This window comes from Acinetobacter sp. NIPH1876, assembly GCF_022808535.1.
In the GTDB taxonomy this organism is placed as follows: Bacteria; Pseudomonadota; Gammaproteobacteria; order Pseudomonadales; family Moraxellaceae; genus Acinetobacter; species Acinetobacter higginsii.
The window spans coordinates 84,815-108,798 of sequence record NZ_JALGBR010000002.1; the positions used below are offsets into that span (position 1 = coordinate 84,815).

General features: G+C 40.1%; 18 protein-coding genes, 3 other RNA genes and 1 pseudogene. 9 read left to right on the forward strand and 13 right to left on the reverse strand.

All coding sequences use genetic code 11. From position 1 onward, the window contains the following. Window positions 1-20: 20 nt before the first annotated feature. Window positions 21-425, reverse strand: a complete 405-nt coding sequence (locus tag MN869_RS02740) for a YraN family protein (RefSeq protein WP_005202369.1) — start codon at window positions 423-425, stop codon at window positions 21-23. 12 nt (window positions 426-437) lie between these two features. Next, window positions 438-1,370 (reverse strand): penicillin-binding protein activator, encoded by a 933-nt coding sequence (locus MN869_RS02745; RefSeq protein ID WP_005202366.1) that lies wholly within the window; start codon window positions 1,368-1,370, stop codon window positions 438-440. 16 nt (window positions 1,371-1,386) lie between these two features. Between MN869_RS02745 and rsmI the strand changes: the two genes are divergently transcribed. Further along, window positions 1,387-2,229, forward strand: a complete 843-nt coding sequence (gene rsmI, locus MN869_RS02750; RefSeq protein WP_005202365.1) for a 16S rRNA (cytidine(1402)-2'-O)-methyltransferase — start codon at window positions 1,387-1,389, stop codon at window positions 2,227-2,229. A 65-nt stretch (window positions 2,230-2,294) separates the two neighbouring features. Here the strand turns inward: rsmI and MN869_RS02755 are convergent, their stop codons facing one another. Continuing rightward, window positions 2,295-2,936, reverse strand: coding sequence for a cation transporter (locus MN869_RS02755; RefSeq protein ID WP_005202363.1), 642 nt, complete (start codon window positions 2,934-2,936; stop codon window positions 2,295-2,297). Window positions 2,937-2,997: 61 nt separating this feature from the next. Between MN869_RS02755 and MN869_RS02760 the strand changes: the two genes are divergently transcribed. Further along, a complete protein-coding gene (locus MN869_RS02760; RefSeq protein ID WP_005202360.1) occupies window positions 2,998-3,447 on the forward strand; it encodes a MerR family transcriptional regulator in 450 nt (149 codons plus the stop codon). A 23-nt stretch (window positions 3,448-3,470) separates the two neighbouring features. Here the strand turns inward: MN869_RS02760 and MN869_RS02765 are convergent, their stop codons facing one another. From MN869_RS02765 to MN869_RS02785, 5 genes are all read right to left on the reverse strand, one after another. After that, a complete protein-coding gene (locus MN869_RS02765) occupies window positions 3,471-3,719 on the reverse strand; it encodes a hypothetical protein (RefSeq protein ID WP_005202358.1) in 249 nt (82 codons plus the stop codon). Between the two features lie 173 nt (window positions 3,720-3,892). After that, on the reverse strand, window positions 3,893-5,125 hold the full coding sequence (locus tag MN869_RS02770; RefSeq protein WP_005202356.1) for an FAD-dependent monooxygenase: 1,233 nt from the start codon (window positions 5,123-5,125) through the stop codon (window positions 3,893-3,895). Then, window positions 5,122-6,333: a 2-octaprenyl-6-methoxyphenyl hydroxylase gene (gene ubiH, locus MN869_RS02775; RefSeq protein WP_005202354.1), complete on the reverse strand. Its 1,212-nt coding sequence runs from the start codon at window positions 6,331-6,333 to the stop codon at window positions 5,122-5,124. Before ubiH ends, MN869_RS02770 begins: the two co-directional genes overlap by 4 nt. A 183-nt stretch (window positions 6,334-6,516) precedes the next feature. Then, on the reverse strand, window positions 6,517-7,836 hold the full coding sequence (pepP, locus tag MN869_RS02780; protein ID WP_005202353.1) for a Xaa-Pro aminopeptidase: 1,320 nt from the start codon (window positions 7,834-7,836) through the stop codon (window positions 6,517-6,519). A 69-nt stretch (window positions 7,837-7,905) separates the two neighbouring features. Then, on the reverse strand, window positions 7,906-8,538 hold the full coding sequence (locus MN869_RS02785; protein ID WP_005202352.1) for a UPF0149 family protein: 633 nt from the start codon (window positions 8,536-8,538) through the stop codon (window positions 7,906-7,908). Between the two features lie 66 nt (window positions 8,539-8,604). Here MN869_RS02785 and MN869_RS02790 point away from each other — a divergent pair, with 66 nt between their 5' ends. The 5 genes from MN869_RS02790 to ssrS (MN869_RS02810) all read left to right on the forward strand — a co-directional run bounded on the left by MN869_RS02790 (window position 8,605) and on the right by ssrS (MN869_RS02810) (window position 10,592). Further along, window positions 8,605-9,159, forward strand: a complete 555-nt coding sequence (locus MN869_RS02790) for a hypothetical protein (protein ID WP_004808598.1) — start codon at window positions 8,605-8,607, stop codon at window positions 9,157-9,159. A gap of 2 nt (window positions 9,160-9,161) precedes the next feature. Further along, window positions 9,162-9,446 carry a cell division protein ZapA gene (locus MN869_RS02795; protein WP_005202351.1) on the forward strand — a complete coding sequence of 95 codons (285 nt, stop codon included), beginning with the start codon at window positions 9,162-9,164 and terminating at the stop codon, window positions 9,444-9,446. 309 nt (window positions 9,447-9,755) lie between these two features. Then, a non-coding RNA gene (ssrS, locus tag MN869_RS02800) (6S RNA) lies at window positions 9,756-9,945 on the forward strand. A 139-nt stretch (window positions 9,946-10,084) separates the two neighbouring features. After that, window positions 10,085-10,273, forward strand: a non-coding RNA gene (gene ssrS / locus MN869_RS02805) — 6S RNA. A 137-nt stretch (window positions 10,274-10,410) separates the two neighbouring features. Next, window positions 10,411-10,592, forward strand: a non-coding RNA gene (gene ssrS, locus MN869_RS02810) — 6S RNA. Window positions 10,593-10,696: 104 nt separating this feature from the next. Here ssrS (MN869_RS02810) and MN869_RS02815 read toward each other — a convergent pair. From MN869_RS02815 to MN869_RS02835, 5 genes and pseudogenes are all read right to left on the reverse strand, one after another. Continuing rightward, the gene (locus MN869_RS02815) at window positions 10,697-11,137 is read right to left on the reverse strand and encodes an SMI1/KNR4 family protein (RefSeq protein ID WP_005202350.1); all 441 of its coding nucleotides are present in this window, start codon (window positions 11,135-11,137) and stop codon (window positions 10,697-10,699) included. A gap of 80 nt (window positions 11,138-11,217) precedes the next feature. Next, window positions 11,218-12,456, reverse strand: a complete 1,239-nt coding sequence (locus MN869_RS02820) for a putative solute-binding protein (protein ID WP_005202349.1) — start codon at window positions 12,454-12,456, stop codon at window positions 11,218-11,220. A 230-nt stretch (window positions 12,457-12,686) separates the two neighbouring features. After that, window positions 12,687-12,887, reverse strand: coding sequence for a hypothetical protein (locus tag MN869_RS02825; protein ID WP_004808602.1), 201 nt, complete (start codon window positions 12,885-12,887; stop codon window positions 12,687-12,689). 419 nt (window positions 12,888-13,306) lie between these two features. Continuing rightward, window positions 13,307-14,098 (reverse strand): OmpA family protein, encoded by a 792-nt coding sequence (locus MN869_RS02830; RefSeq protein ID WP_005202348.1) that lies wholly within the window; start codon window positions 14,096-14,098, stop codon window positions 13,307-13,309. Window positions 14,099-14,163: 65 nt separating this feature from the next. Continuing rightward, a pseudogene (locus MN869_RS02835) lies at window positions 14,164-20,144 on the reverse strand (ESPR-type extended signal peptide-containing protein). 485 nt (window positions 20,145-20,629) lie between these two features. Between MN869_RS02835 and MN869_RS02840 the strand changes: the two are divergent. Both MN869_RS02840 and lon read left to right on the forward strand, forming a co-directional pair. Beyond that, window positions 20,630-21,217: a 5-formyltetrahydrofolate cyclo-ligase gene (locus MN869_RS02840; RefSeq protein ID WP_005202345.1), complete on the forward strand. Its 588-nt coding sequence runs from the start codon at window positions 20,630-20,632 to the stop codon at window positions 21,215-21,217. A 144-nt stretch (window positions 21,218-21,361) separates the two neighbouring features. Next, window positions 21,362-23,791 carry an endopeptidase La gene (gene lon / locus MN869_RS02845; RefSeq protein WP_005202342.1) on the forward strand — a complete coding sequence of 810 codons (2,430 nt, stop codon included), beginning with the start codon at window positions 21,362-21,364 and terminating at the stop codon, window positions 23,789-23,791. Window positions 23,792-23,984 lie beyond the last annotated feature (193 nt).

Sequence of the window (23,984 nt, forward strand, 5' to 3'; positions counted from 1 at the left end):
CTTTAAATTAGACTTCTTAATTAATCTAAAGTAAATGCGTGTTCAATCCATTGCTGATCATACTGCAATTTTGAAAAATCTGGTTGTACTGTTTTTGCAATTTTCTGTGGAAAATCAAAACAAATCACATCAAAACGACAATCAAAGTCCTCATAATGTGGAGATTTCTGTAAAAACAATTGAGCTGTCTTAATAATTTTACGTTGCTGGGCGAGTGAAACCACCTCATAGGCTTTCGCATAACTTGCTTTCGATCTGGCTTTGACTTCGACAAAAACGAGTTCCTTTTCCCGTTCAACGATTAAGTCAATTTCCCCATAACGTGAATGATAATTCCGCGCTACACATAGATATTGTTGGGACTGTAAAAGAGCAAGTGCTTTCTGTTCAGCCCATTGCCCTAAATCATGTACTGATTGTGACATACCTGCCCGATCTTATTTTAATGCTTGAATACCCTTTTTCTGCTGTTGATAGCAATAAGGTTGGCGATAAACTTTCCCGTCTTTCACATCAATTGCCCCAGTTCGACCTTCAAAGGAAAAGTGTCGATCTGGACTATTTAAAAATTGCTGACTAATACTCCATGCATCACCACCAAAGGCCAATAAGCGTTGAAATGCCATATTTTCTGGTTGTTCTTTATATGCAGCGACTAGGTCTGCCCATTGTCCGTTATATAAAGCTGGTGTATCACAAAAACTGAGTCCCATCGGAATGCTCTTGTCTTGCTCAATACTCAACGCAGTAGCATAAATATTTTTTTCAGGTAAAGGACCTAGTTGCTCTAACCACTGTTGATCGCCCAACAATAACAGCCCTTCTTTACGCGCAAGTTTTTTAGGACGTTCATTGACCACATGAATATCTGAGCCAAATTCAGACATGAGTGCCATCATAAATAGTTCTGTTGCAGATTCAGTTCCAGCTTGACGTAATACCAATAGATTTTTAATTTTGTCTTTCTTCAATAATTGAGTTAATGCAACAGCATCATGCTGTTTTGCCAAACTAAATTGCCATACATTGGTGGTCTGGTTATTCACATCATTTAATGCAATTACAGGAATTGCTGGATTCAGTTGCATCACAGTTTCAATTTCAGGCCGTGCCAATGGCCCAACAATCAGTCGAGTCTTACTGTTGACCCTTTTCTTAAAAATCGTATCGATGTTATTTTTCGCTGAATCTACAAAAATGATTTTTTCTTTGCTGCCAGATGCTGTATAAGCGCTCAAGAAACCACGTTTGATGCTTTGACCAGCTCGCGCCATCGTACCAGATTCGGGTAGAATCACCAGTACGTCCGCATAAACTGGACTCACACATGCCGCCAAACATAGTAGCAGCCAATATTTTTTGTAATACATTAGGGAGTTACCTTTTATGAGTGCTCAATTATTTGTTGTAGCAACCCCGATTGGGCACTTAGATGACATGACCTTTCGTGCAATTGATATTTTAAAATCTGTATCGGTAGTTGCCGCAGAAGACACTCGTCAATCTGCTCAATTATTCAAACATTATAATATCTCAACTCCACTCACAGCGTGTCATGATCACAACGAAAGTAACAAAATTGATCAACTTCTCCAAAGAATGTTAAAAGGAGAAAATGTTGCATTAATCAGTGATGCTGGTACTCCACTGATTAGCGACCCAGGTTTTAAGCTGGTTCGTGCCGCTCAAGAACATGGCATTCGTGTCATTCCAGTACCGGGTGCTTGTGCAGCAATTGCGGCATTAAGTGCAGTGGGTTTACCGAGTGACCGCTTTAGCTTTGAGGGTTTTTTACCATCGAAAGCATCGCAACGAATCAGCCAGCTTGAAAAGCTCAAGGATGAAACCCAGACCTTGATTTTCTACGAAGCACCTCATCGTATTTTGGACAGCATCAAAAATATGGTGCAAGTCTTTGGTGAAGAGCGACCTGTTGGTTTTGCCCGCGAAATTACCAAAACTTTTGAAACCATCAAGAAGATGACTTTAAAAGAATTGGTTACTTTTATCGAAAATGATCACAACCAAGAAAAGGGTGAAATTGTGGTTGTGGTCGGTGGAGCATCTGCGGAAAAAGATATGGAGCAGGATAAACTGGATGCGTTGTTGAAACGTTTATTACAGGATTTATCGGTAAAAGCGGCGTCACAATTGGCTGCTGATTTGACGGGTATAAAAAAGAAAGTGGCGTACCAACGTGCTTTGGAACTCACCCAACAAGATCAATAAAACCTAAGAGGGAGATTTTTTAAATCTCCCCTTATCATCTCAATATGAAATAACAACAATGTGTTTTAGGCCTTAGTCATGATATTAACCTGATCTCGTTTTCTTTCCATTCTCGCCTGCTTAATCACTGCCAAACCAGAAGAAACACCTAAATACGCAATAATAAAGGCTACAAATAAATCAGGGAACATGGTTCCTGTGCCGAATACACCAACAGCTGCGATGATAATGGCGATATTAGCAATCGCATCATTCCGACTACATAACCATACCGAGCGCATATTTGCATCGCCATCACGGAATGCATAGAGCATCAATGCAGAGATAACATTGACAACCAATGCCAGTACACCAATCGCCCCCATAAGCATTGGTTCAGGTGTTACACCTAGCCACCATGACCAGAATACTTTAACAATCACAAAAATACCAAAGGCAGCCATGGTGATTCCTTTGACTAAGGCTGCGGTCGCTCGCCAGTACAAGGTCATGGACAATACAGCTAAAGAAATGGCATAGTTTGCTGCATCACCCGCAAAGTCCAAGGCATCCGCCCAGAGCGACACAGAACGTGCATGTGATCCTCCGATAATTTCGACAAAGAACATCAATGCATTTAAAACTAAAGCAATCCATAAAGCCTTTCTAAACTTTGGACTAATTTTTTGTGTTGGCGAACACGTTGTGTTGCATCCACATCCTGCCATGACTTTTCTCACTGAATATTTTATAGTGATTTAAAACCCTAGAGTAACTCCAGAGTCAAGCATGATCAGTTTTAGCATTGGACAATTAGCAAAAAAGTCAGGTGTATCTGTAGATACGATTCGCTATTACGAAAAAATTGGGTTGCTGGACAAAGCCCAACGAACGGCGGGAAATTACCGTCATTATTCGGAACAAATGCTTTCAGAATTGTTATTTTTAAAACACTGCCGAGAACTGGGCATCACCATACAAGATATTCAAAAGCTTAAGGGTCTAGCCGAAGATCCAAATCAAACCTGCATGGAGGTCGATCATCTGATTGATCAATATCTTGCCGAGGTTTCACAGAAGATTAAGAATCTGGAACATCTCAAACAAGATCTAAGCCATTTAAAACAACAATGTTCACAACATCGTACCATTGAACAATGTGGCATTTTAAAAGAGTTACACCAACCACTTGAGTGTGAACATGAGTCACACCAACATAAAAAAGCACCACAACCGTGATGCTTTTTTATATCAATTCAGACTTAATCTTGATGCTCACCTGGCGGAACTTCAGTAATACGCCCACCACGTGCAAGAAACGCAGCCACTTCATCTTCTAAAGCTTGGCGTTGTTTCTGCTTCGCAGTCACGGTTAAAGTTTCCGCTTCAGCAAGATCAGCGTCATTGGCGCTCGATTCTTCACTCTCTGCACCACTTTCTGCCGCTTTCGCCTCTTCGTCGTCTACAGCAGAATCTTCTGTGTTTTCGTCGTAATCATTCATTTCCGTCATCTTCATCTCCCCACAATGACTCAACTCTCATCATCGCTATTTGGCCATCAGAACTAGGTGGAATTTAGCAAGCTCTTCAGATTTAGCAAAGCACAATATTTGTTAAAACGTACTTTTTATGACCAAATTCACTCTGATTTATAAATGATTGTTTAAAAAATATCTACTATTTTTTAACATGCATATTGTGTGTCTTTCAATGTCCCTAATCCATTGGCTTGTTGCATAAAACGATCCTTAAACCAATCGAACTGTTCAACCTGTTTCAAACCAAAATTTCTTGCCCAAACAAAGGGAAATAATTCTGAACTTTCAATCCATCCAATCGCAGACATACTATGCATCATGGCGTCGTTTTGACCCTTACGTTGGTGTTCATAACGCAATAAAGTCTGTTCGTTGGCCCACACACCACGTTTTAAATCGTGTAGTAACACATCACACAACACAGCGGCATCTAAACAACCAATATTCACACCCTGTCCAGCCAAAGGATGGATCACGTGCGCGGCATCACCAATCAGTGCTAAGCCTGATTTGATGTAGCGTTGCGCTGCACGTGCTTTTAATGGGAATTGTGCTCTAGAACGCACCTCAACCACCTCACCCAACATATGTAGGCTTTCTTGCGTCAATAGTTGCATAAATGCTTGATCGCTGAGTGCTGAATACTCATCAGCATAATCATCTGGTAAAGTCCAAACAATTGATTGCCAATAACCGTTTTCTTGAGGATCAAGACTTGCCATCGGTAAATAAGCCAATGGTCCTGTCGGTAGGAAAATCTGTCGAGCCACATATTGATTCGGGCGCGTGGTTTTAATCGCACAGCTGATCGCAGCCTGCTTATAATCCAGTACATCTAAATCAATATACGCCTGCTCACGTACAAAAGAATTCGCACCATCTGCACCAATCAGCAACTTGGTTTTTAATGTCGTGCCATCTGCCAATTGAATTGACCAGCCTTGCGGAATCTGTTCGATCCGAATGACTTTGACTTGGGTACGATAGTCTTTGAGCTGTTGCAGCATTTTTTGTTGAATCGCAACATTCAAAACACTTGGCTCAACCATTGAACCTAATGCCTGATCTGATTGAGGTTGCTGCTCCGAAGCATGACCAAAATTAATTTCACCATAGCCATTTTTATTCCAGACCTGCATGCCTGAATAGGGCATTTGGCGTGCTAAATCATCCCAGACATCCACTGTTTTGAGTAAATGAATGGTGGCTTGACTGAGTGCCAATACCCTTGGATTCATGACTGACAAAGTTTTATCCTGATCAAGTACAGGTGCAGCATCTAGCACCGTCGCCTGTACCCCACCTTGCGCGAGTAATAAAGCTGTTAAACCGCCAACTAAACCACCACCGACAATAACGACATCTAAGATTTCACTCATGCTTTTAGCCCCATTGCATAATTGGCAACCAAAGGCTTAACACCTGGAATCACATCAAAAGCAATCAATCCTGTATTGCGTAATAATTTGAGGATTGGATTCTGATTACTAAAACCACGCACCACCGAATCACAGAACTTGATTACACGTTGCTGATCTTTCAAACGTGATTGTTCATAGGCCAATAAATTTTCAGGCGCGCCAATATCATCTGATTTTGCTAACTGCTCCATCAGGAACCGAACCAGCACATCTGCATCACGCAAGCACAGGTTAAAACCTTGCCCTGCCACTGGGTGAATGGTATGTGCTGCATTCCCCATCAACACCACACGTCCAACCGCCTGCTTATCTGCTAACACTTGCGACAATGGATAGCTAAAACGTTTGCCTGTTTTTTCAAATTTCCCTGCTCGATCCCCATAGGTTTCCTGTAGAGCATCAAGGAAATGTTGATCATTTTCTTCACCTAACCATTCTGCTTCAGTACCTTTTTTCACAGGCCAAACTACTGAACGGCGGTATTCGCCTGGTAAAGGTAGAAGTGCCAATGGTCCCAACGCACTAAAACGTTCAAAGCCAACCTGCTGGTGCGGCTTAGAAGTCTGTACAGTGGTCACAATCGCGACTTGGTCATAATCATGTTCATCTACACCCACGCCAATGGCTTGGCGGCAGAAAGAATCGCGACCATCAGCAGCAATGACTAACTTGGACTTTAAGGAATGGATATATTCGCCATTACGCATGGCTTCGATTTGTACCTGATCTGCATCTTGCGTCAGTGAAGTTACTTGCACACCATCAATCAACTCAATCAACGGCTGTTGACGCACTTGGGTGAGTAATACTCGACCTAACCAAGCATTTTCAATCACTTGCCCAAAGCTTTCTACTTTTTCTTGCTCTGCAACGAGACGAGCCTTACCAAAACTGCCTTGCTCAGTAATATGCACTTGCAGAATTGGGGTAGCATGTTGTTGTAAGGCTTCCCACAAACCTAACTTTTGGTAAATCTGTACGCTGCGGCGTGATAATGCGGTATTACGCGCATCAAAACTGGAATGATAAGGCGCAACATTTTCATCATCAAAATTCGGATATTTCACAGCTTCTAATAACTTTACTGCGATATTAGATTTTGCCAACATTAAAGCAAGGCTGAGTCCAACCATACCTCCACCGACAATGATGACTTGTTGCTGCATAATATTATTCCTTATCAGTTTTTCATGACTTGATGTTTCGGGACTATCTTACTCTAACTCAAATCAGGATTGGAATTTGTACTTTGTTTGGTCTATGTTTTTAAAATATATTCAAAAGTTGTCTTGGTCATCAAACGAAATAAAAAAGGCCTATCGATCGATAAGCCTTTTCTCAATCTCAACTTAATGGCTTGCCATCAAGCTTTCAATCTCTTCAACAGTTTTCACTACATTCTTGGTCAAAACCAATGGACCATTTTCCGTAACGACAATATCATCTTCGATACGAATCCCGATACCCCGCCATTTTGCATCGACGGTTTCATCATCAGGTGCAACATATAAGCCGGGTTCAACAGTGACCACCATACCTGCTTCATAAACGCGCCAGTCTTCGCCAGTCTTGTATGCACCAACATCATGTACATCCATACCCAACCAATGACCTGTACCATGCATAAAGAACTGACGGAATGCTTCGCTTTCAATCAATTCATCAACATCGCCACTCATCAAACCAAGATCAACCAAACCTTGAGTTAAGATTTTCACTGCAACTTGATGTGGGTATTTATAATGATTGCCAATACGTGTCGCATCAATTGCAGCAAGCTGCGCTTCTAAAACAATATTATATAACGCCTTCTGTTCAGGACTAAACTTACCGTTGACAGGGAATGTACGCGTAATATCTGACGCATAGAATTCATATTCACACGCTGCATCAATAAGTACTAAATCACCATCTTTGAGTGGCTTGTTGTTTTCAACATAATGCAAAATACAGGCATTTTCACCGCCACCAACAATACTGTTATATGACGGTACGCAACCGTTTTTCCCAAAAATATAATTGAGTTCTGCTTCCAGTGCATACTCCATCATCGCAGGTTTAACAGTTTGCATAGCACGAGTATGTGCTTCGGCACTAATATTCGATGCGATCTGCATCAACTCAATTTCTTGGGCTGATTTTTTCAAACGCATTTCATCAACAATACGATCAAGCTGAATCAACTCAGCAGGTGCAGCACTACCTCGCCGCTGTTCTGCATCTGCCTTTTGAATCCACTGACTAACACGTGCATCAAACTCAGCTTGCTGACCAATACGATAGTAAAGACGCTGTTTATTTAGAATTTTTTCGATGATTTCTTCATCTAATAAGTCAATCGCATAAGCTTCATCTGCATCATAAATTTCAATCGCACCATCAATACCAGCACGATAGCCATGCCAGATTTCCATTTCACGATCACGTTCACGGCAGAACAAACTGTAGCTATACTCTTCACCTTCGGCAAAGGTTTCAATAACCGCAACCGCCTCGGGCTCGGCAAATCCAGTGAGATAATAAAAACTACTGTCGGCACGATATTTATAATCAGCATCGCGATTACGATACATTTCTGCTCGTGTCGCAATAATTGCAATGCTATTGCTGCCTATTTTTTTAGCGAGAATATCACGACGTTGTTTAAAATCGGCTTGACTTAATTTCATATAGTCCTTCTGATGAAGATGAATGATTGTAAGTATCTTTATTTATAAGGTGTTAAGGCACCGCCCGAGTTAACTCGGACGATGTGGGGTAAACATTTCTACTACTGTTTGTGGATCAGCTGGATTGTCTTGATTTCTGCTTTTGGCATGAAAGTTTTGCAATAAAGAACTTTCGGCTACAGGAATCTTGGTGCGACCAATCGATAAGCTCACAGGAATCAAGCGTACAAACTCATACAGTTCCTGATAGCTTTCTTCACCTTCTTCATCATTATCCGAGTCTTCGAACTCAACAGCTGCAACATCTTGTAAATGTTCAATCAGCTCTTGTTCCTCAGCACGGATATGACCAGAAGCCAAACCAAAACCCAGTACCACCCCTGCACACCAATCTGCCAAGGCTTGAACACGATCAGCTAGCAAATGGTTGTCATCTGGGAGCATCGGTAAATAATCTAATTCATCATCCGATAAAGCATGTGCCACATCTTCTGCTTCATCGGTTAAACTTTGCAGTGCTTCTGGCTGTAAAGCAGGCACATTCAGGGTGTTTAAGATTTGTGACCATTCATCTTCAGTCGGCGCTTGTGTCACACAAACTATACCAGTTAGTAAACCGTGTAACTCACTTGGGCTTGAAATTTCTTCAATCCCATCAAAATGAGCATTCCATTCTGTCCAACCTGAAATATCGTCTTGCATTCGTTTATCCAACCTCTATACTGCTGTATATATTACCTTTGATTGCAACTCTGTGCGACCTTCGTTATGTTAGAACAATTACAGCGTCTACAAGCGCATATTGGTGTTTTAAAAACACGCTTACATCACTTAGAGCGAGAAAATACTTCGCTCACCGAAGCTAAGCAATTAGCTGAAACGGACCAACATGCACAAATTGTGCAGAAAAATAGCATCATCACGCAAAAGCAGGAAGAAGTTGATAACTTAACTGAACAACTGACTCAGTTACAAGATCAATTTAAACAACTGAATCAAGATGCAACAACTTTAGCGGAACGTTATAGCCGTTTAGAGAAAAGCACCACTGATTTGAAAAATCGCTTTCAAGAAATCTTGGCTGAGCGTAATGACCTACGTGTCAATAAAGAAAAATTACAAGCACAACAACGCCATAGTCAGCAAGAGATTCAAGATTTACAACAAGATCGTGATCGCTTATTACAAAAAAATGAGCTAGCAAAATCTAAAGTCGAGGCTATTATTCAGCGCCTTTCAATTTTAGGCACAGCACAGGATCAGCATGCACAAGAAATTCAGCAGCTTGCTCACCCTAATGCTGAAACCCAAGAGGAGATCTGATCATGAGTGAACCAATCGTTGTCGAACTTCGCTTAATTGAACAGACTTTCCGTCTTAATACGACAGAAGAAAAACGTGAAGAGTTAGAGCGTGCCGCAGAGCTACTTAATCAAAAATTCCATGACATGCGTCGTAGTGCCCCACGAGTTGAACATAATAAGCTTGTGATTATGGTTGCGTTACAGATGGCACAAGAAGTGTTTAGCTTAAATAAATCTTTGCAACAGTACGCTCATTGCGAACGGCTTTTAGAAACTATTCTAGAAGATGTTGAACAAAATATCTGAATGAAAAAAGCCTGAAATGCAAATTTCAGGCTTTTTTATTAAACAAGCTTTCACACAAAAATAATTTTTCCTTTTTATCTTACTCCCATTGTAATTTTTATCACTTCTCTATCTTTTGACCTCAATCAAAGTATTAACATAGAGTCAATTCATATGTTTATTTTTTAAATGTTATTCAGGAAAAAATGAATAATCCTGCTCTTTTCTTGCATAAATGACCTAAACATAAGCTTACACATTGTTAAGCTATACTTACAAATAATATTAGTGGAGTCCTTGCAACATCGTCAGAGTTCACTATAATGCAATCCATCTCTGGAGTACTCGCCAGCCGGTCTGATTCCCCTGAGCCGTGATATCCTTCTTAATTGGAAAGCGTTTCTGAATATTTAGCGTGTATGCCTACCCTGAGTAGGAAACCCAGACAATATACAGCGCTCTCCACCTTGAACCTTAGTGTTCAAGGGTAAAGACATGCAGCGGTACTTCTGGAGATTATTTTTTAATTAAAAAATCGATTTATTTATTATATTTTTCAATTCAGTCACTTCTATTTAACATCTTAACTGTAAACTTAAACTTACAAATCTCTCTATTTTCTCCCCTTGCGACAGCCCCTAATTTCACTATAATTAAAAACATCTCTGAGGTGTACGCCAGCCGGTCTGATTCCCCTGAGCCGTGATATCCTTCTTAATCGGAAAGCGTTTCTGAATATTTAGCGTGTATGCCTACCCTGAGTAGGAAACCCAGATAATATACAGCGCTCTCCACCTTGAACCTTAGTGTTCAAGGGTAAAGACATGCAGCGGCATTTTGGAGACCCATATTTGATTTCAAATAACGATTTATCCTGTTTTTAGATTTTATAATCTTATTAAACTTAATTTTCTAATTGTTAGTAAAACATACAAATCACAATATTTAACTCTTGTGGTCGTTGTTGATTTAACTATAATAGGAAACATCTCTAGGGTGTTCGCCAGTACGTCTATTCCCCTGCCGATACTTAAATTTATGGATGTGTTCTGTGTATTTTGAGTGTATGCCTGCCTCGAGTAGGAAACCCATTAAGTATGCGTCACCTCCACCTTGAACTCATCGGGTTCAGGGTAACGACCATGCAGCGGCACCTCTGGAGTATCTTTTTTAAATATAATTAAAATAATAATTTAACTTCTAATTATATCTTTAATAAAGCATTTATCTCGAATGAACCTTATGCTTTTAACAGTCCCCATTAATTATTTTTATAATAATTCATCACTATCGATTAAATATTGATTTAAAAATGCTGTGAAAGAATCTGCAATTTTTACTTTTTCTACCCCTCCCACTTGATATACAACACCATCCAAACCAAGCTGATCGAGTTGTACCACATACCCCCAACACCAGACTAGATAGTCCGAAAATACAAAACAGTTCGGATATAAATACTTATCTTTATCATAGTAGCTTGAAATACTTTCGAATAATTGAAAGTCAGCCAGCGACAAAAATGTAAAATAGTTATCATCCATATCTCGGTTAGCTATACCATTAAACTCTAAGAAGTAAGTTCTTAAAATTGGCGATAATTTGACTTGATACTTGTATTCAAAAGCCAAAATTTCCTGCCATGTTGCCGGTGTATTCAAGCTTACATTCTGTTTTTGTAATTTACTTTTAATCTTATTAATCACATCCATGATTTACTCTAATAGATATCAATCTAAATAAAGTAAATCATTTCTGCAGACTCAATGATCAATTCTTTGGATATGACTTATCACTCATCTTTCAAAGCACATTCATAATTGCTTGGGTCTTGTGAACAACGTACCTGTTTCAACAACTTCATCATATCTTTGTCGTAAAAACCTTCTTTGGTCATTTGAATCCTCGCTTCACGCATCAATCGAACATAACCAGGTTTGTCGCTTTCATTCAATTTCAACCAAAATTTATCAGGAATTTTTGCTTCAATCTTGTCGACAAATTCAAATGCAGGATTTAACTGCTTAGAAATGACTTCACGTGCAATCGATCCCATACCTGCTGGAAACTTATTACGGTGCATAATCAGCGTCCCTGTCACTTGAATCACAGGAAATTTAATAATCCCACCGACGGCCTTGCCTGATTTATCAGTCATGCCTTTTTGCAATTCAAGTGGCTCAAATAAAATGGCTGGACCTGCCATAATATCGACTTCTTTATTATTAAATTTCCCACCCACAGTTACCAAATCAACAGAGACAGGTTGAGCACCAACGTTCTGTACCAATTTCTTTTGGGTCTCATCAAATTGGAACACGGCAACTTTCTTACCTGCGGCTTTTGCCAAGGTATTAATATTACGATCTGTGACCATGATATAGGCTGCACCTAACGGTACAATTCCAACCACTTCATAATCATTATTTGTCATCTTTTCATCAAATTTTGGATTAGCCAAAACCTGAATCACTGAACTGAGCTGCTTATAGGTTTGTAATGCACCTATCGCATCGACACTGCCCACAAACTTATTAAACTGTTTTGCACGTAAATTACTAATTCCAGCCCCATCACAACGTTTACTACGGAAATCTTCAGTTAATACAGCTTCATTGGTATAGACCTTGAGATTGACCACAGTCGATGCCTGTTTTTTCAATTTTGGGTAATCAAAGTCTAATTTGAATTGTAAATGCGAAGGACGTGTCACGTTCATGTTTACACCAAACTGTTTGGCTACACGGACGATACTTGGAATTTCTGTGATGTAACTGGTTGCTTGCTCAAATGCTTCACTATGCTCACCATTTGGAGAAAACACGCATAAAGTGACTTGTTTAGGAATCTGTTGCCAAGTTTTGGGATCGTTTAATAATTGCTTAACTTTATTTTGTGAATGCGGAGAAAGCGTTAAATCTAGTTTCCCTTCGGGCGCAGCATAACTTGGACTTATCACCCCAAATGATGATGCCAAGATACATGACACAGCGAAAGGCCTCAAAAATGTCGTGAATTTATTATTTTGCATCACCTGTTCCATCCTTAGCTATTTCCCAATAGTTTTATTCAAATTAAGGATAAAGCATAGAAATAGAATTGACTGCTTTTCTTTGGATGGTGTCAATTGAGTCAAAATACAAAAAAATATTGACTATACGAGAATAAACATCCAAATCACAGAATTGCACTATAAAAATAAACCATTGAATAATAAAATTTTATGACCAATTTTTCGACTCAGATGCGATTCTTCTCAGCTTAAATAAACGACCAAACGACATTTTCATCTTGTCGCTTTAATAGAAAATTGGTCTGATAATCATCTTCGACCACAATGTGTTGATTCGAGATCATCTTTACTTTTAGTAATGTGTCATTTTCATAAACTAAATCATTTTTGCCTTCTTTGGTGAGGACAAGTATCTGATCGAGTACAATAAGTTCTTTAGAATCCAACATTGTTTTTCCCTCTATAAAACTGCTTTAAAAAATTTGAATATTTTTATCAAGCCAAGAAGTGAAACCACTCTCGTTACTTACCCCACAAATATTCAATCTAATTATTTAGATACATGAAACTGACATCTGAAAATGTTATTTCATGCGGCGTATATTAGATCACTTTTTAAACAAAATTAAAGCAAATTGTCAGACAGTTCACAAAAATTATTATTTATGCAGAATAAAACCAGAAAATTAAAAACCGCATAAAATCAATAAATTAAAACAAAAAGGAAGATTAAAAAAATAGACAAATATTAATGCCACTTATAGCAAAGTACTGAACACCGTTCAAATTAAGGAGAGTTTTTTACCATCAGGTATTACACGGGAATAAAAAAGGCCACCCTTAAGCAGCCATTTCTTATTGAATAAATTTACCAGCTTATATTTACACGTCGATTTGGAGCTAAGCAGCCTACAAGTTGACTATTTGCCCTATGTCCAGCACATTGCTGGTATAGATCCGTTTGGCTATTAGCTTGAATTTGAATGCGATTCGCATCAACCCCTTCATTGACCAACAGCTTAGCAACGGTATTGGCACGTTGTGCTGATAATTGATGGTTATAGGCAAATTTACCTAAAGGATCTGCAAAGCCAGCAACAATTACAGGGCTATTCGCTGGCGCTTGTTTGATCCGTTGTGCAATTGCTGCCACTGAACTAGGTCCCTGTTCAATTGCATTGGCATTTGAACGATCAAATGCAAAAAATACACTTGATGAACGTAGACTATTTAAATTGGTATCTGCTGGAACTTGATTATTCGCTCCCCAAGCCATTAAACCTTCACAGGCCTCGCCTTTCCACGATAAGCGTTCTGATAATGCTTGCTTGTCAAAGTCTACACGCAACTGACAACGTAAATAATCTTGGCTATTCGGCTGACGAACATCTAATACGTAGTTCCAAGTTTTAACAAAGAACAGACCCTCACTAAATTGAGGATTTCCCAATACATGTCGGATTTGGTCTTTGGTTAAACCTGTTCCTAAACGAGCAACATTATCGTATTCATAACGCTGCACTTGTTTGAGATAGCTCTTTTCAACTGCTGGAAATTTGATTTCCTCTTGTTGAACAACAACTTCATCATCTGCTGCAAATGTCACCATTGCGAAAGAAGATGTGATCCCGATAACCAATGCTTTTATCATATTTTTCATATTTTAACTCTCTTTATCTATTGGAGATGAGGAGAGCCTAAGGGCTCTCCTACATAACGAGTCCCTTAGTCAATTACGCCACTGATACCGATACGTACGCTTGGATCACCTTGTGATGCAGCAGCTACACCACCCGTGATTGACCAACGACCATTATCTGCAGTCTTACGTAAGGTTACGCCGACTGCATTTTCACCACCATGATAAGAAGCACCTGCTGAGTAAGTATATTTGCCAGCGATATATGGTGCAGCTTCCAATGCCATTGCCGCGGCAATACCAGCATTGGCTTTTTTCTCTACGTCATCAATACGTTGATTGGTTGAGTAGAATGCTTGCTCAAGACGATTACTTACATTGTCAATTTTACTATTCAATGCTTGATCGGCTTTGTTTAAAGCATCAACTGCTCCGCCAACATTGTTGTAATCTTTGCCCCCAACATTGTAGGTTGGGTTGGTGAAACTATTGGTAATGTTGTCATAACCAGCTCCGCCGCCTAAGAATTCAACAACTTTTTTGTTTGTTGCATTCAACTGAGAGCCATTCACCGCATCTTTGGATGTCGCACTAATTGCACCATCTTTAACGCCAGTTACAACACGATCACCATCTTTACCAGCCACATTGACACTTGTACCACCAGTGTCTTTACCAACCGTAATTTCACCATTGGCAGTCTGCTGTTGAACCAGACCAGACTTACCGTTGTTAATGTTACTAATGTTGTTATTAATGTTCTGAATATCAGTTGAGTTTTGATCAACTTGCTTCTGAACATTCCACAACTGACCACCATTCACAGCATCTTTAGAACCCTGAGCAACAGTACCATCTTTCACATTGGTAATCGTGGTGCCATTGGCTCCACCACCCAATGTAACCTTGTCTTTGTTGGCATCGTCGTATTTCACTGCATTATTAGCAAGCTCATTCACAGTGTTATTCACATTGCTGATTGCGCTATCCAATTGACCTTTGTTTACTGCATCAGTTGCTTTCGTACCTGCTGCAACATTGATAACTTGCTTATTGCCTGCATCAATGCCTTTAGTCGTCACACTTGGACCACCATCAATGATTAATCCAGTGTTGTTTAACACAACCGTATTATTACCAATTGTGATACCAGCATTATTCAGAACAGTATCACCTGCTTTCACAGAATCAACAGTTAAGTCTTTTGCTGTTGCAACTTCATAGTTATCAGAGCCATCTGCATTTTTGCTCTTATTCACAACAATATTCTGACCATTGGTTACAGTCGTTTTCGATGTTGTTCCTACAGAGCCAATCGCTTTGTCAAGTGCCGTTAATGCATCGCCAACATTGGTTTGATTACCTTGGGCTACATTATAAGTCGGTCCTGTAATTGTACCGTCATTATTAACTTTAGCACCGCCACCCAAACTATCTACAAGCGCAGTTTGAGTCTTGACAACTTGGTTACCCACAGCTTTCAACTGAGCAACATTCACGGCATCGGCATCGTCACTACCTGCTGCAACACCCGTGATTTGACGATAAATACCACTCGCCGCATCACCCACTGCAACTGCACCAGTAGTTGAAGTTGTTTTATCAATTGCTGTCTTATCTGCACTTGTGATAGCAGATAATGCATAACCCGCAACACCCGCACCCGTTGTCGCTGCTGAACCATTACCCAACACAACTGATCCAGCTACTGTTTTGGTTACATTGTTACCAAGGACAAAAGTATCATTTGTAAGCACTTGATTATTGTTACCCACAGAATAACTGTTCGCACCATCAACAATTGTTGGATCACCGATTGCACCAGAGTGATCACCTTTCACTTTGTTACCAGTACCAATGCTGATTGATTGTAATCCAGATGCCTCGGCACCTTGACCAATTGCAATTGACTCTTTTCCTCCAGCCTTACTGTTATGACCTAAAGCAACTGCACTGTCTGCACCAGTTGAAACAATTGCATTTACACCAATCGCAGTAGAGTTGATACCACCTGCACTTGAGTCATTGGTTGCTCCTAAATCGCCTTTAGAAGTATCCGCATTGGTATGGAAGAATTTAATACCATCGGTATTCATCTTCTGTACCGTTTGACCAATCGTCAGGCGATCCGTCGTTTCTTGACCTTGCTTACAACAACGTTATCTCCAGCAGTGACCGTTGTTTTCGCTTTGGTTGCTGCATCTTTAACGCTGGTGATCGCACCATCAATCGTGTTCGAGCCTGTGCCACCAATGTTACTAGTCGTGATTGCACCCGTCGTTGCATCAATCGTCGTGTTGCCACCAATTGCAGTTTTAACGCTATCGGCTACACCGTGTAATTGACTACCGTTGATTGCATCGGTCGAAGTCGAGTTCACCGCACCAGCTTTAACATTGGTAATGGTGGTGCCACCTGCGCCCGCTAAAGTCACTTTGTCTTTGGTTGCAGGGTCATCATATTTAACCGCTGCATCGTCCAAGTTACCAAGCTTGCCATCAACTGCTGCCAATTGATCTTCAGTCGCTGCCTGACCTGATACTGCTGTGCCATTCCAAGTCGTGTTGCTTAAGCCACCAATGGTATTGGTCGTGCCATCAATCTTAACTTTGGTTGCACCACTGCCCACATTGATTGCATCTTTAACATTCAGCGTATCGCCTACCCAAGTCTTTCTTCGCATCGTCCAACTTAGTATTGGTATCAGTAATCTTGCCATCTAAACCATCTTTAACTTTGGTTAACTGGTCAACATTGACTGCATCTTTACCATTCACACCATCTGCAACATTGCTGATAACTTTATCACCCGCATTGATGCCATCTTTGGTGATGCTCGGACCATCTTTAATGGTCAAGCCATTGTTATTAATAACGGTGTTGCCAGTCGTGATGCTGTCAAACTTCGCATCTTTCAACAATTCAACTTTGATACCATCTGCTGTTGTACGGGTAATCACGTTTTCACCGCTGGTTTTGTCTTCTGCTGTTGCAGCATCAGCACCACCAACGATATTTAACTTCTCACCCAACTTACGATGTACATCTGCACCTGCATTACCTGCAAAGTTTAGACCTTTATTGGTCAGATCATTAACACCTGTAGTGACTTTGTCATCTACCGACTTGATTGCATCATTGATGTTGTCTTTACCAGTTCCACCAATGTTATTGGTCGTGATGCTACCGTCTTTATTAACAGTCGTGTTACCGCCGATGCTGTTCTTAATGCTGTCAGAAATATTCTGAATCTGACCACCATTCACTGCATCTTTTGAACCTTTGGCAATTGAACCATCAGCAACATTCGTAATGACTTTATCGCCTGCATTGATGCCATCTTTGGTGATGCTCGGACCATCTTTAATGGTTACACCCTTGTCGTTTAATACCGTGTCGCCAGTGGTGATGCTGTCGAATTTCGCATCTTTCAATAATTCAACTTTGATGCCATCTGCTGTGGTACGGGTAATCACGTTTTCACCGCTGGTCTTGTCTTCTGCAGTCGCTGCATCAGCACCACCAACGATATTTAACTTATCACCCAATTTACGATGTACATCTGCACCTGCATTACCTGCAAAGTTCAAGCCTTTGTTTTCCAACTCAGTCTTGGTGTTATCAATCTTGGTGTTCAGTTCTGTTTTGGTGTTATTGATCGTGTTGTTGAGCTCAGTCTTGGTATCTGTAATCTGATTACCCAAGTCTTTCTTTGCATCGTCTAACTTGTTGTTGGTGTCCGTGATTTGGTTACCCAAGTCTTTCTTCGCATCATCCAACTTAGTATTGGTATCAGTAATCTTGCCATCTAAACCATCTTTAACTTTGGTTAACTGGTCAACATTGACTGCATCTTTACCATTCACACCATCTGCAACATTGCTAATGACCTTATTACCTGCATTGATGCCATCTTTAGTGATGCTTGGACCATCTTTAATGATCACACCCTTGTCGTTTAATACCGTGTCGCCAGTGGTGATGCTGTCGAACTTCGCATCTTTCAACAATTCAACTTTGATACCATCTGCTGTAGTACGGGTAATCACGTTTTCACCGCTGGTTTTGTCTTCTGCAGTCGCTGCATCAGCACCACCAACGATATTTAACTTCTCACCCAACTTACGATGTACATCTGCACCTGCATTACCTGCAAAGTTTAGACCTTTATTGGTCAGATCATTAACACCTGTAGTGACTTTGTCATCTACCGACTTGATTGCATCATTGATGTTGTCTTTACCAGTTCCGCCAATATTATTGGTGCTGATGCTACCGTCTTTATTAACAGTCGTGTTACCGCCAATGCTGTTCTTAATGCTGTCAGAAATATTCTGAATCTGACCACCGTTCACTGCATCTTTTGAACCTTTGGCAATTGAACCATCTGCAACATTGCTGATAACTTTATCACCCGCATTGATGCCATCTTTAGTGATACTCGGACCATCTTTAATGGTTACACCCTTGTCGTTTAATACCGTGTCGCCAGTGGTGATGCTGTCAAATTTCGCATCTTTCAACAATTCAACTTTGATGCCATCTGCTGTGGTACGGGTAATCACGTTTTCACCGCTGGTCTTGTCTTCTGCTGTTGCAGCATCAGCACCACCAACGATATTTAACTTCTCACCCAACTTACGATGTACATCCGCACCAGCATTACCGGCAAAGTTCAGACCTTTGTTTTCCAACTCAGTCTTAGTGTTGTCAATTTTGGTGTTAAATTCAGTTTTGGTGTTATTGATCGTGTTGTTGAGCTCAGTCTTAGTATCTGTGATCTGATTGCTGAGGCACCATCACCCGTTGCTTGTGCAACAGCACCAAATGCAGAAGCACCTTTGCCCGCAGCATTTGACATCACACCAAAAGCAGATGAAGCATCACCTGTCGCCTTAGAGGTCATACCGAAAGCCGAAGCAAATGCTCCTGTTCCTACAGCTTGAACACCAACTGCAGTAGAGCCATGATTTGCTTCAGTTGTTGGGTATTTACCAGCTTGTAACTTTCCGCCTGTGATTTCGGTGTATTTTTGGCTTAATTCAGTATCACGAGCAATTTTATCAACATCATCACCACCAATTGCAACAGATGAGTTACCGCGTGCAATTACATCTGCGCCAATTGCAATGGATTGATCACCGATTGCTTTAGTTTGATCACCAATTGCAATCGACTGATTACTATATCCAGACGCGCTACCCGTCGCACCTTTTGTTGATGCATTACGACCGATCGATACATCACCACTACCAACTGTCTCGCTTGCACTACCTACAGCAATTGCACCAGTACCTACGCCTTTTGCATTTGAGCCAACCGCGACTGCCTCTATGCCATTAGAAGTTGTATTTACACCGACAGCAATTGAGTTACGACCTTTAGCGCCATCATTCTCATAATTGCTACCTTTCGTGCCATTATCATTAATACTAACGTAATGTGTTTTTGCTTCTGCTACGGCACTTTTAAGTTGAGATACATTCACCGCATCATTATCTTTGACACCTTCTGCGATATTTGTAACTCTTAAAAATCTATCGTCTTCCCAAGCACCTTGTTCTTTACCTTGATAGTACTTAGGATCACCTTTTTTATGCCCAAAAGACACTGTAAAGTCTTCTGTTGTACTCGCTTGACCACCAATTGCAACTGAATTATCCCCATAAGCAATTGCATCATTACCAATTGCGATAGCCCCTTTACCATCAAGATTCGGTTGTCTTGACTCAGCTCTTGAGCCACTACCAATCGCAATTGAACCTCTACCTGTTGACTGCACATCATTACCCACTGCAATAGCAAAATCACTATTTGCACAAGATTGGGTATTGCCCCCACCTACAATTACAGAGCCAGAATTATTACATTTATTCGGTGTGCTACTTCCATTCCCCAGTACTGTCCCTGCAAGTGCATTTGAAGAGAAAGTAACAGCCCCAACTAAAACTGCAGCAGATAAATTGAGAACTTTTGATTTGGTTTTTGTTTTGCTTTTTGCGAGTTCTGATGTTGCAACCCATGCGCCAATCGATGCATTCCAAACCACTTTATATACTTTATTCATAAAAATTCTCAGATAATTACTACAGTTATTGATGGTCTAAAAATGCCAATGAGCATTTTTAGTTCGGTGCTAAAAAAAGAGTCGCGGATGCTAATAAAACCAAGGAAATTGGTAAAGTATGAATAAACATTTTTATCTATAAAGTGAGATATATTTCTCATATTCACAAAACAAACAATTGATTAAATATTTGATTAAAATAATAAAAATAATTATTTGTTTCATTTTGTTTTTATTGTGTTTTATTTTATAAAGAACATGAAAAATAGAGTAATTACTCTTTAATGTATTAATAAATAATATTCAATACCTCAAACACCCATTAATTATTGGAATAAATAATTAAAACCATATTTGTTAGAATAAATACAGATTGATATATAAGTTGTTAATTTTACTTAAAAGTATAAAAAGCTTTGATTTTAGAATTCAGACAGTAAATCAGGTATGATTGCCTTTACCTCAAAACAGTTTTTTTAAACCTTATGAGTCAGACATTAAACACATTAAGAAAACAACTCCGTTCAAAAAGAAGACAACTCTCTCATTACGAACAAAAGAAAGCTGAACAACGTGTTTTGGTTCAACTTAGACAATTTACTCGATTTAAATCCGCATCAAAAATTGGACTTTATTTACATGCCTTTGGTGAAGTACATACCGATCAACTGTTAAAGCTTTGTTTTAGGCAAAATAAACAAGTTTATTTGCCCATGATTTGTAATATGAATCAGCATTTAGTTTGGGTAAAAGTGAGCTCGAGACAATATTTAAATAAGAGATTTTCCCATCACCCCCTGGGAATGAAAGAGCCGATGGCAAGTCGTGGCAAACATGTTTCATATTTAGACTTACTCATTATGCCTTTACTGGCTTGTGATCAGTTTGGAACACGTATTGGCATGGGCGGCGGCTATTATGATCGAACCTTGGCATCAGCCAAACATCGTCCTTACCGTCTTGGCCTTGCTCACACATTTCAATATGTTGACACCCCACTATTAAGGCAGAAATGGGACCAACCATTAAATGCCTTACTTTGCCCTAAAAAGTTTTATTATTTCATGCCTTAGCATGCTTTTTTTCTTATTTCCGCAATGAATCTTGAGTAATTTAGTCTTTTTTTTATATTTTCTAATCCTACCCCCTTGTATTTTTTCAAATGCACATCACTATAAAAAACATGGCAACACCGTTGTCACTCATTAGGAGTGCCCATGTCTGAATATATCTTAAACAATGAAACTAGCTTAGAGCCACAGGTTCCAAGTGTATTACCACTATTAGCGTTACGTGATGTTGTGGTGTATCCACACATGCAAATCGCGCTATTCGTGGGTCGTGAAAAATCGATCAATGCAGTGGATGTGGCTCGTAACAGTGACAATTTAGTATTTGTAGTTGCGCAAAAAGATTCGCTCACAGAAGAAATTGATCACGATAATCTCTATCAATATGGAACCGTGGCTAAGATCGTACAAGTAGTCAATCATGAAAATGATGAAAACTGCATTAAAGTACTTATTGAAGGTCTACATCGTTCTAAGTTAGAACGCATTATTGACGGAGAAGAATACTTAACAGCTGAACATCATTTAAGCCCAATGACATTACCTTTGGACGAAGAGACCCAAGAGACTCGCTTAAATGAATTACGTACCCTATTCGCTCAATATGCAGAAGCGAAACTACGTAATGCACGTGAACTCGTTGCAGCAGCAAACAAAATCGAAGACTTATTGCAATTGATGTTCTTCGTTGCAACTCGTGTACCTTTAAATATTGAAGTGAAACAAAAATTTTTAGAGCACGACGAGTTTGAAGATCACTTACAAGAGTTAATGAGCTATTTGATGAATCAATCTGCTGAACAGCAAATTGAGCAAACGCTGCATGACAGTGTAAAACGCCAAATGGAAAAGAACCAACGTGAATACTTTCTAAATGAAAAAATGAAGGTCATTCAACGTGAACTTTCCGATATGAATGGCGGTGCGGAAGATGACGTTGCAGAAATTGAAAAACGTCTTGCGGAAGCAGATTTACCTGAGCACGTACGTAAAAAAGCTGAAGCTGAGTTTCGTAAGCTGAAAGCGATGCAACCTGCTTCAAGCGAAGCTGCTGTTGTTCGCAACTATCTAGAAGTTATTTTAGATACGCCTTGGAATAAAGCCAGCAAGGTCAGTATTAACCTTGCGAAAGCACAGGAAATTCTTGATACAGATCATTACGGCTTAGATGACGTAAAAGATCGTATTGTTGAATACTTGGCAGTTCAGTCTCGTGTTAAAAAACTCAAAGGTCCGATCCTATGTTTGGTTGGTCCTCCAGGTGTTGGTAAGACTTCACTCGGTGAATCAGTTGCAAAAGCAACAGGTCGTGAGTTTGTCCGTATGGCACTCGGTGGTGTACGTGATGAAGCCGAGATTCGTGGTCACCGTCGTACTTATATTGGTGCGATGCCAGGTAAGATCGTGCAGTCATTGACGAAAGTCGGTGTCAAGAACCCATTGTTCTTACTCGATGAAATCGACAAGATGGCACAAGATTACCGTGGTGATCCTGCTTCAGCGTTGCTTGAAGTACTTGATCCATCACAAAACAGCAAGTTCAATGACCATTATTTAGATCTTGACCTTGACCTTTCAGAAGTGATGTTCATCTGTACTGCAAACAGCATGAATATTCCTGAGGCCTTGCTGGATCGTATGGAAGTCATTCGTCTTCCGGGTTATACCGAAGATGAAAAAGTGAATATTGCTGAACGTTACCTTGTTCCAAAAGCGATCAAGAACAATGGTTTACGTGCAAAAGAATTGACTGTTCACGAAGAGGCAATCCGCGACATCGTACAACGTTATACACGTGAAGCGGGTGTTCGTAGTTTAGAGCGTGAAGTGTCTAAAATTGCCCGTAAAGTCGTGAAAGAAGCGGTGAGCAAGAAGTCTAAAAACTTACAGATTGACGTGACTTCAGCCAATCTTCCTGAATACTTAGGTCCACATAAGTTTGACTTCGGTATTGCAGAAGATGAAGCACAAGTGGGTCGTGTTAATGGCTTGGCTTGGACCTCTGTCGGTGGTGAATTACTTACCATTGAAGTTGCAGCAGTCAAAGGTAAAGGTAAATTCATTACTACTGGTTCACTTGGTGATGTAATGAAGGAATCAATTACCGCTGCGATGACTGTAGTACGTACGCGTGCTGATGAATTGGGAATTGAAGCATCACGTTTTGAAGAAACAGATGTGCATGTTCACTTGCCTGAAGGCGCAACGCCAAAAGATGGTCCATCTGCTGGTTTAGCCCTGACCACTGCCCTTGTGTCGGCATTTACAGGTATTCCGATTCGTCCAGATATCGCGATGACAGGTGAAACCAGTTTAGGTGGTCGCGCGATGCGTATTGGTGGCTTAAAAGAGAAACTTCTTGCGGCTCACCGTGGTGGAATCAAACTGGTGTTTATTCCACAAGATAACGTCCGTGATTTGGCTGAAATTCCTGACAATGTCAAAGAAGGATTAGAAATCAAAGCAGTGAAAAGCATTGATGAAATTCTACCTTTAGCACTGACAGATACACCAAAGCCTTTGCCAAAGACACCGATTGTAAAACCAGTCGAAGAAGCAAAAGCAGCACGTCACTAATCAGTAAATGATTGGACATAAAAGAGAGCTTCGGCTCTCTTTTTTTGTTACACAATATGGTTGAAAAATAACCAACATGCGGCATAATAAAATAGAGTCGATAAAAACAAAGGCTAAATTTGACTCATGAACTCATTTTAGCGCCATCCGAACTCCAGACGGATGGCACTTTGATCGCAGCTCATACGCGTTT

Coding starts and splice junctions, on each gene's coding strand:
- MN869_RS02790 (WP_004808598.1), top strand. CDS start 8,605: ATGTTAGAACAATTACAGCGTCTACAAGCGCATATTGGTGTTTTAAAA.
- pepP (WP_005202353.1), bottom strand. CDS start 7,836: ATGAAATTAAGTCAAGCCGATTTTAAACAACGTCGTGATATTCTCGCT.
- MN869_RS02745 (WP_005202366.1), bottom strand. CDS start 1,370: ATGTATTACAAAAAATATTGGCTGCTACTATGTTTGGCGGCATGTGTG.
- MN869_RS02765 (WP_005202358.1), bottom strand. CDS start 3,719: ATGACGGAAATGAATGATTACGACGAAAACACAGAAGATTCTGCTGTA.
- MN869_RS02830 (WP_005202348.1), bottom strand. CDS start 14,098: ATGAAAAATATGATAAAAGCATTGGTTATCGGGATCACATCTTCTTTC.
- MN869_RS02820 (WP_005202349.1), bottom strand. CDS start 12,456: ATGCAAAATAATAAATTCACGACATTTTTGAGGCCTTTCGCTGTGTCA.
- ubiH (WP_005202354.1), bottom strand. CDS start 6,333: ATGCAGCAACAAGTCATCATTGTCGGTGGAGGTATGGTTGGACTCAGC.
- MN869_RS02795 (WP_005202351.1), top strand. CDS start 9,162: ATGAGTGAACCAATCGTTGTCGAACTTCGCTTAATTGAACAGACTTTC.
- MN869_RS02815 (WP_005202350.1), bottom strand. CDS start 11,137: ATGGATGTGATTAATAAGATTAAAAGTAAATTACAAAAACAGAATGTA.
- MN869_RS02740 (WP_005202369.1), bottom strand. CDS start 425: ATGTCACAATCAGTACATGATTTAGGGCAATGGGCTGAACAGAAAGCA.
- MN869_RS02755 (WP_005202363.1), bottom strand. CDS start 2,936: ATGGCAGGATGTGGATGCAACACAACGTGTTCGCCAACACAAAAAATT.
- rsmI (WP_005202365.1), top strand. CDS start 1,387: ATGAGTGCTCAATTATTTGTTGTAGCAACCCCGATTGGGCACTTAGAT.
- MN869_RS02785 (WP_005202352.1), bottom strand. CDS start 8,538: ATGCAAGACGATATTTCAGGTTGGACAGAATGGAATGCTCATTTTGAT.
- MN869_RS02840 (WP_005202345.1), top strand. CDS start 20,630: ATGAGTCAGACATTAAACACATTAAGAAAACAACTCCGTTCAAAAAGA.
- MN869_RS02825 (WP_004808602.1), bottom strand. CDS start 12,887: ATGTTGGATTCTAAAGAACTTATTGTACTCGATCAGATACTTGTCCTC.
- MN869_RS02770 (WP_005202356.1), bottom strand. CDS start 5,125: ATGAGTGAAATCTTAGATGTCGTTATTGTCGGTGGTGGTTTAGTTGGC.
- lon (WP_005202342.1), top strand. CDS start 21,362: ATGTCTGAATATATCTTAAACAATGAAACTAGCTTAGAGCCACAGGTT.
- MN869_RS02760 (WP_005202360.1), top strand. CDS start 2,998: ATGATCAGTTTTAGCATTGGACAATTAGCAAAAAAGTCAGGTGTATCT.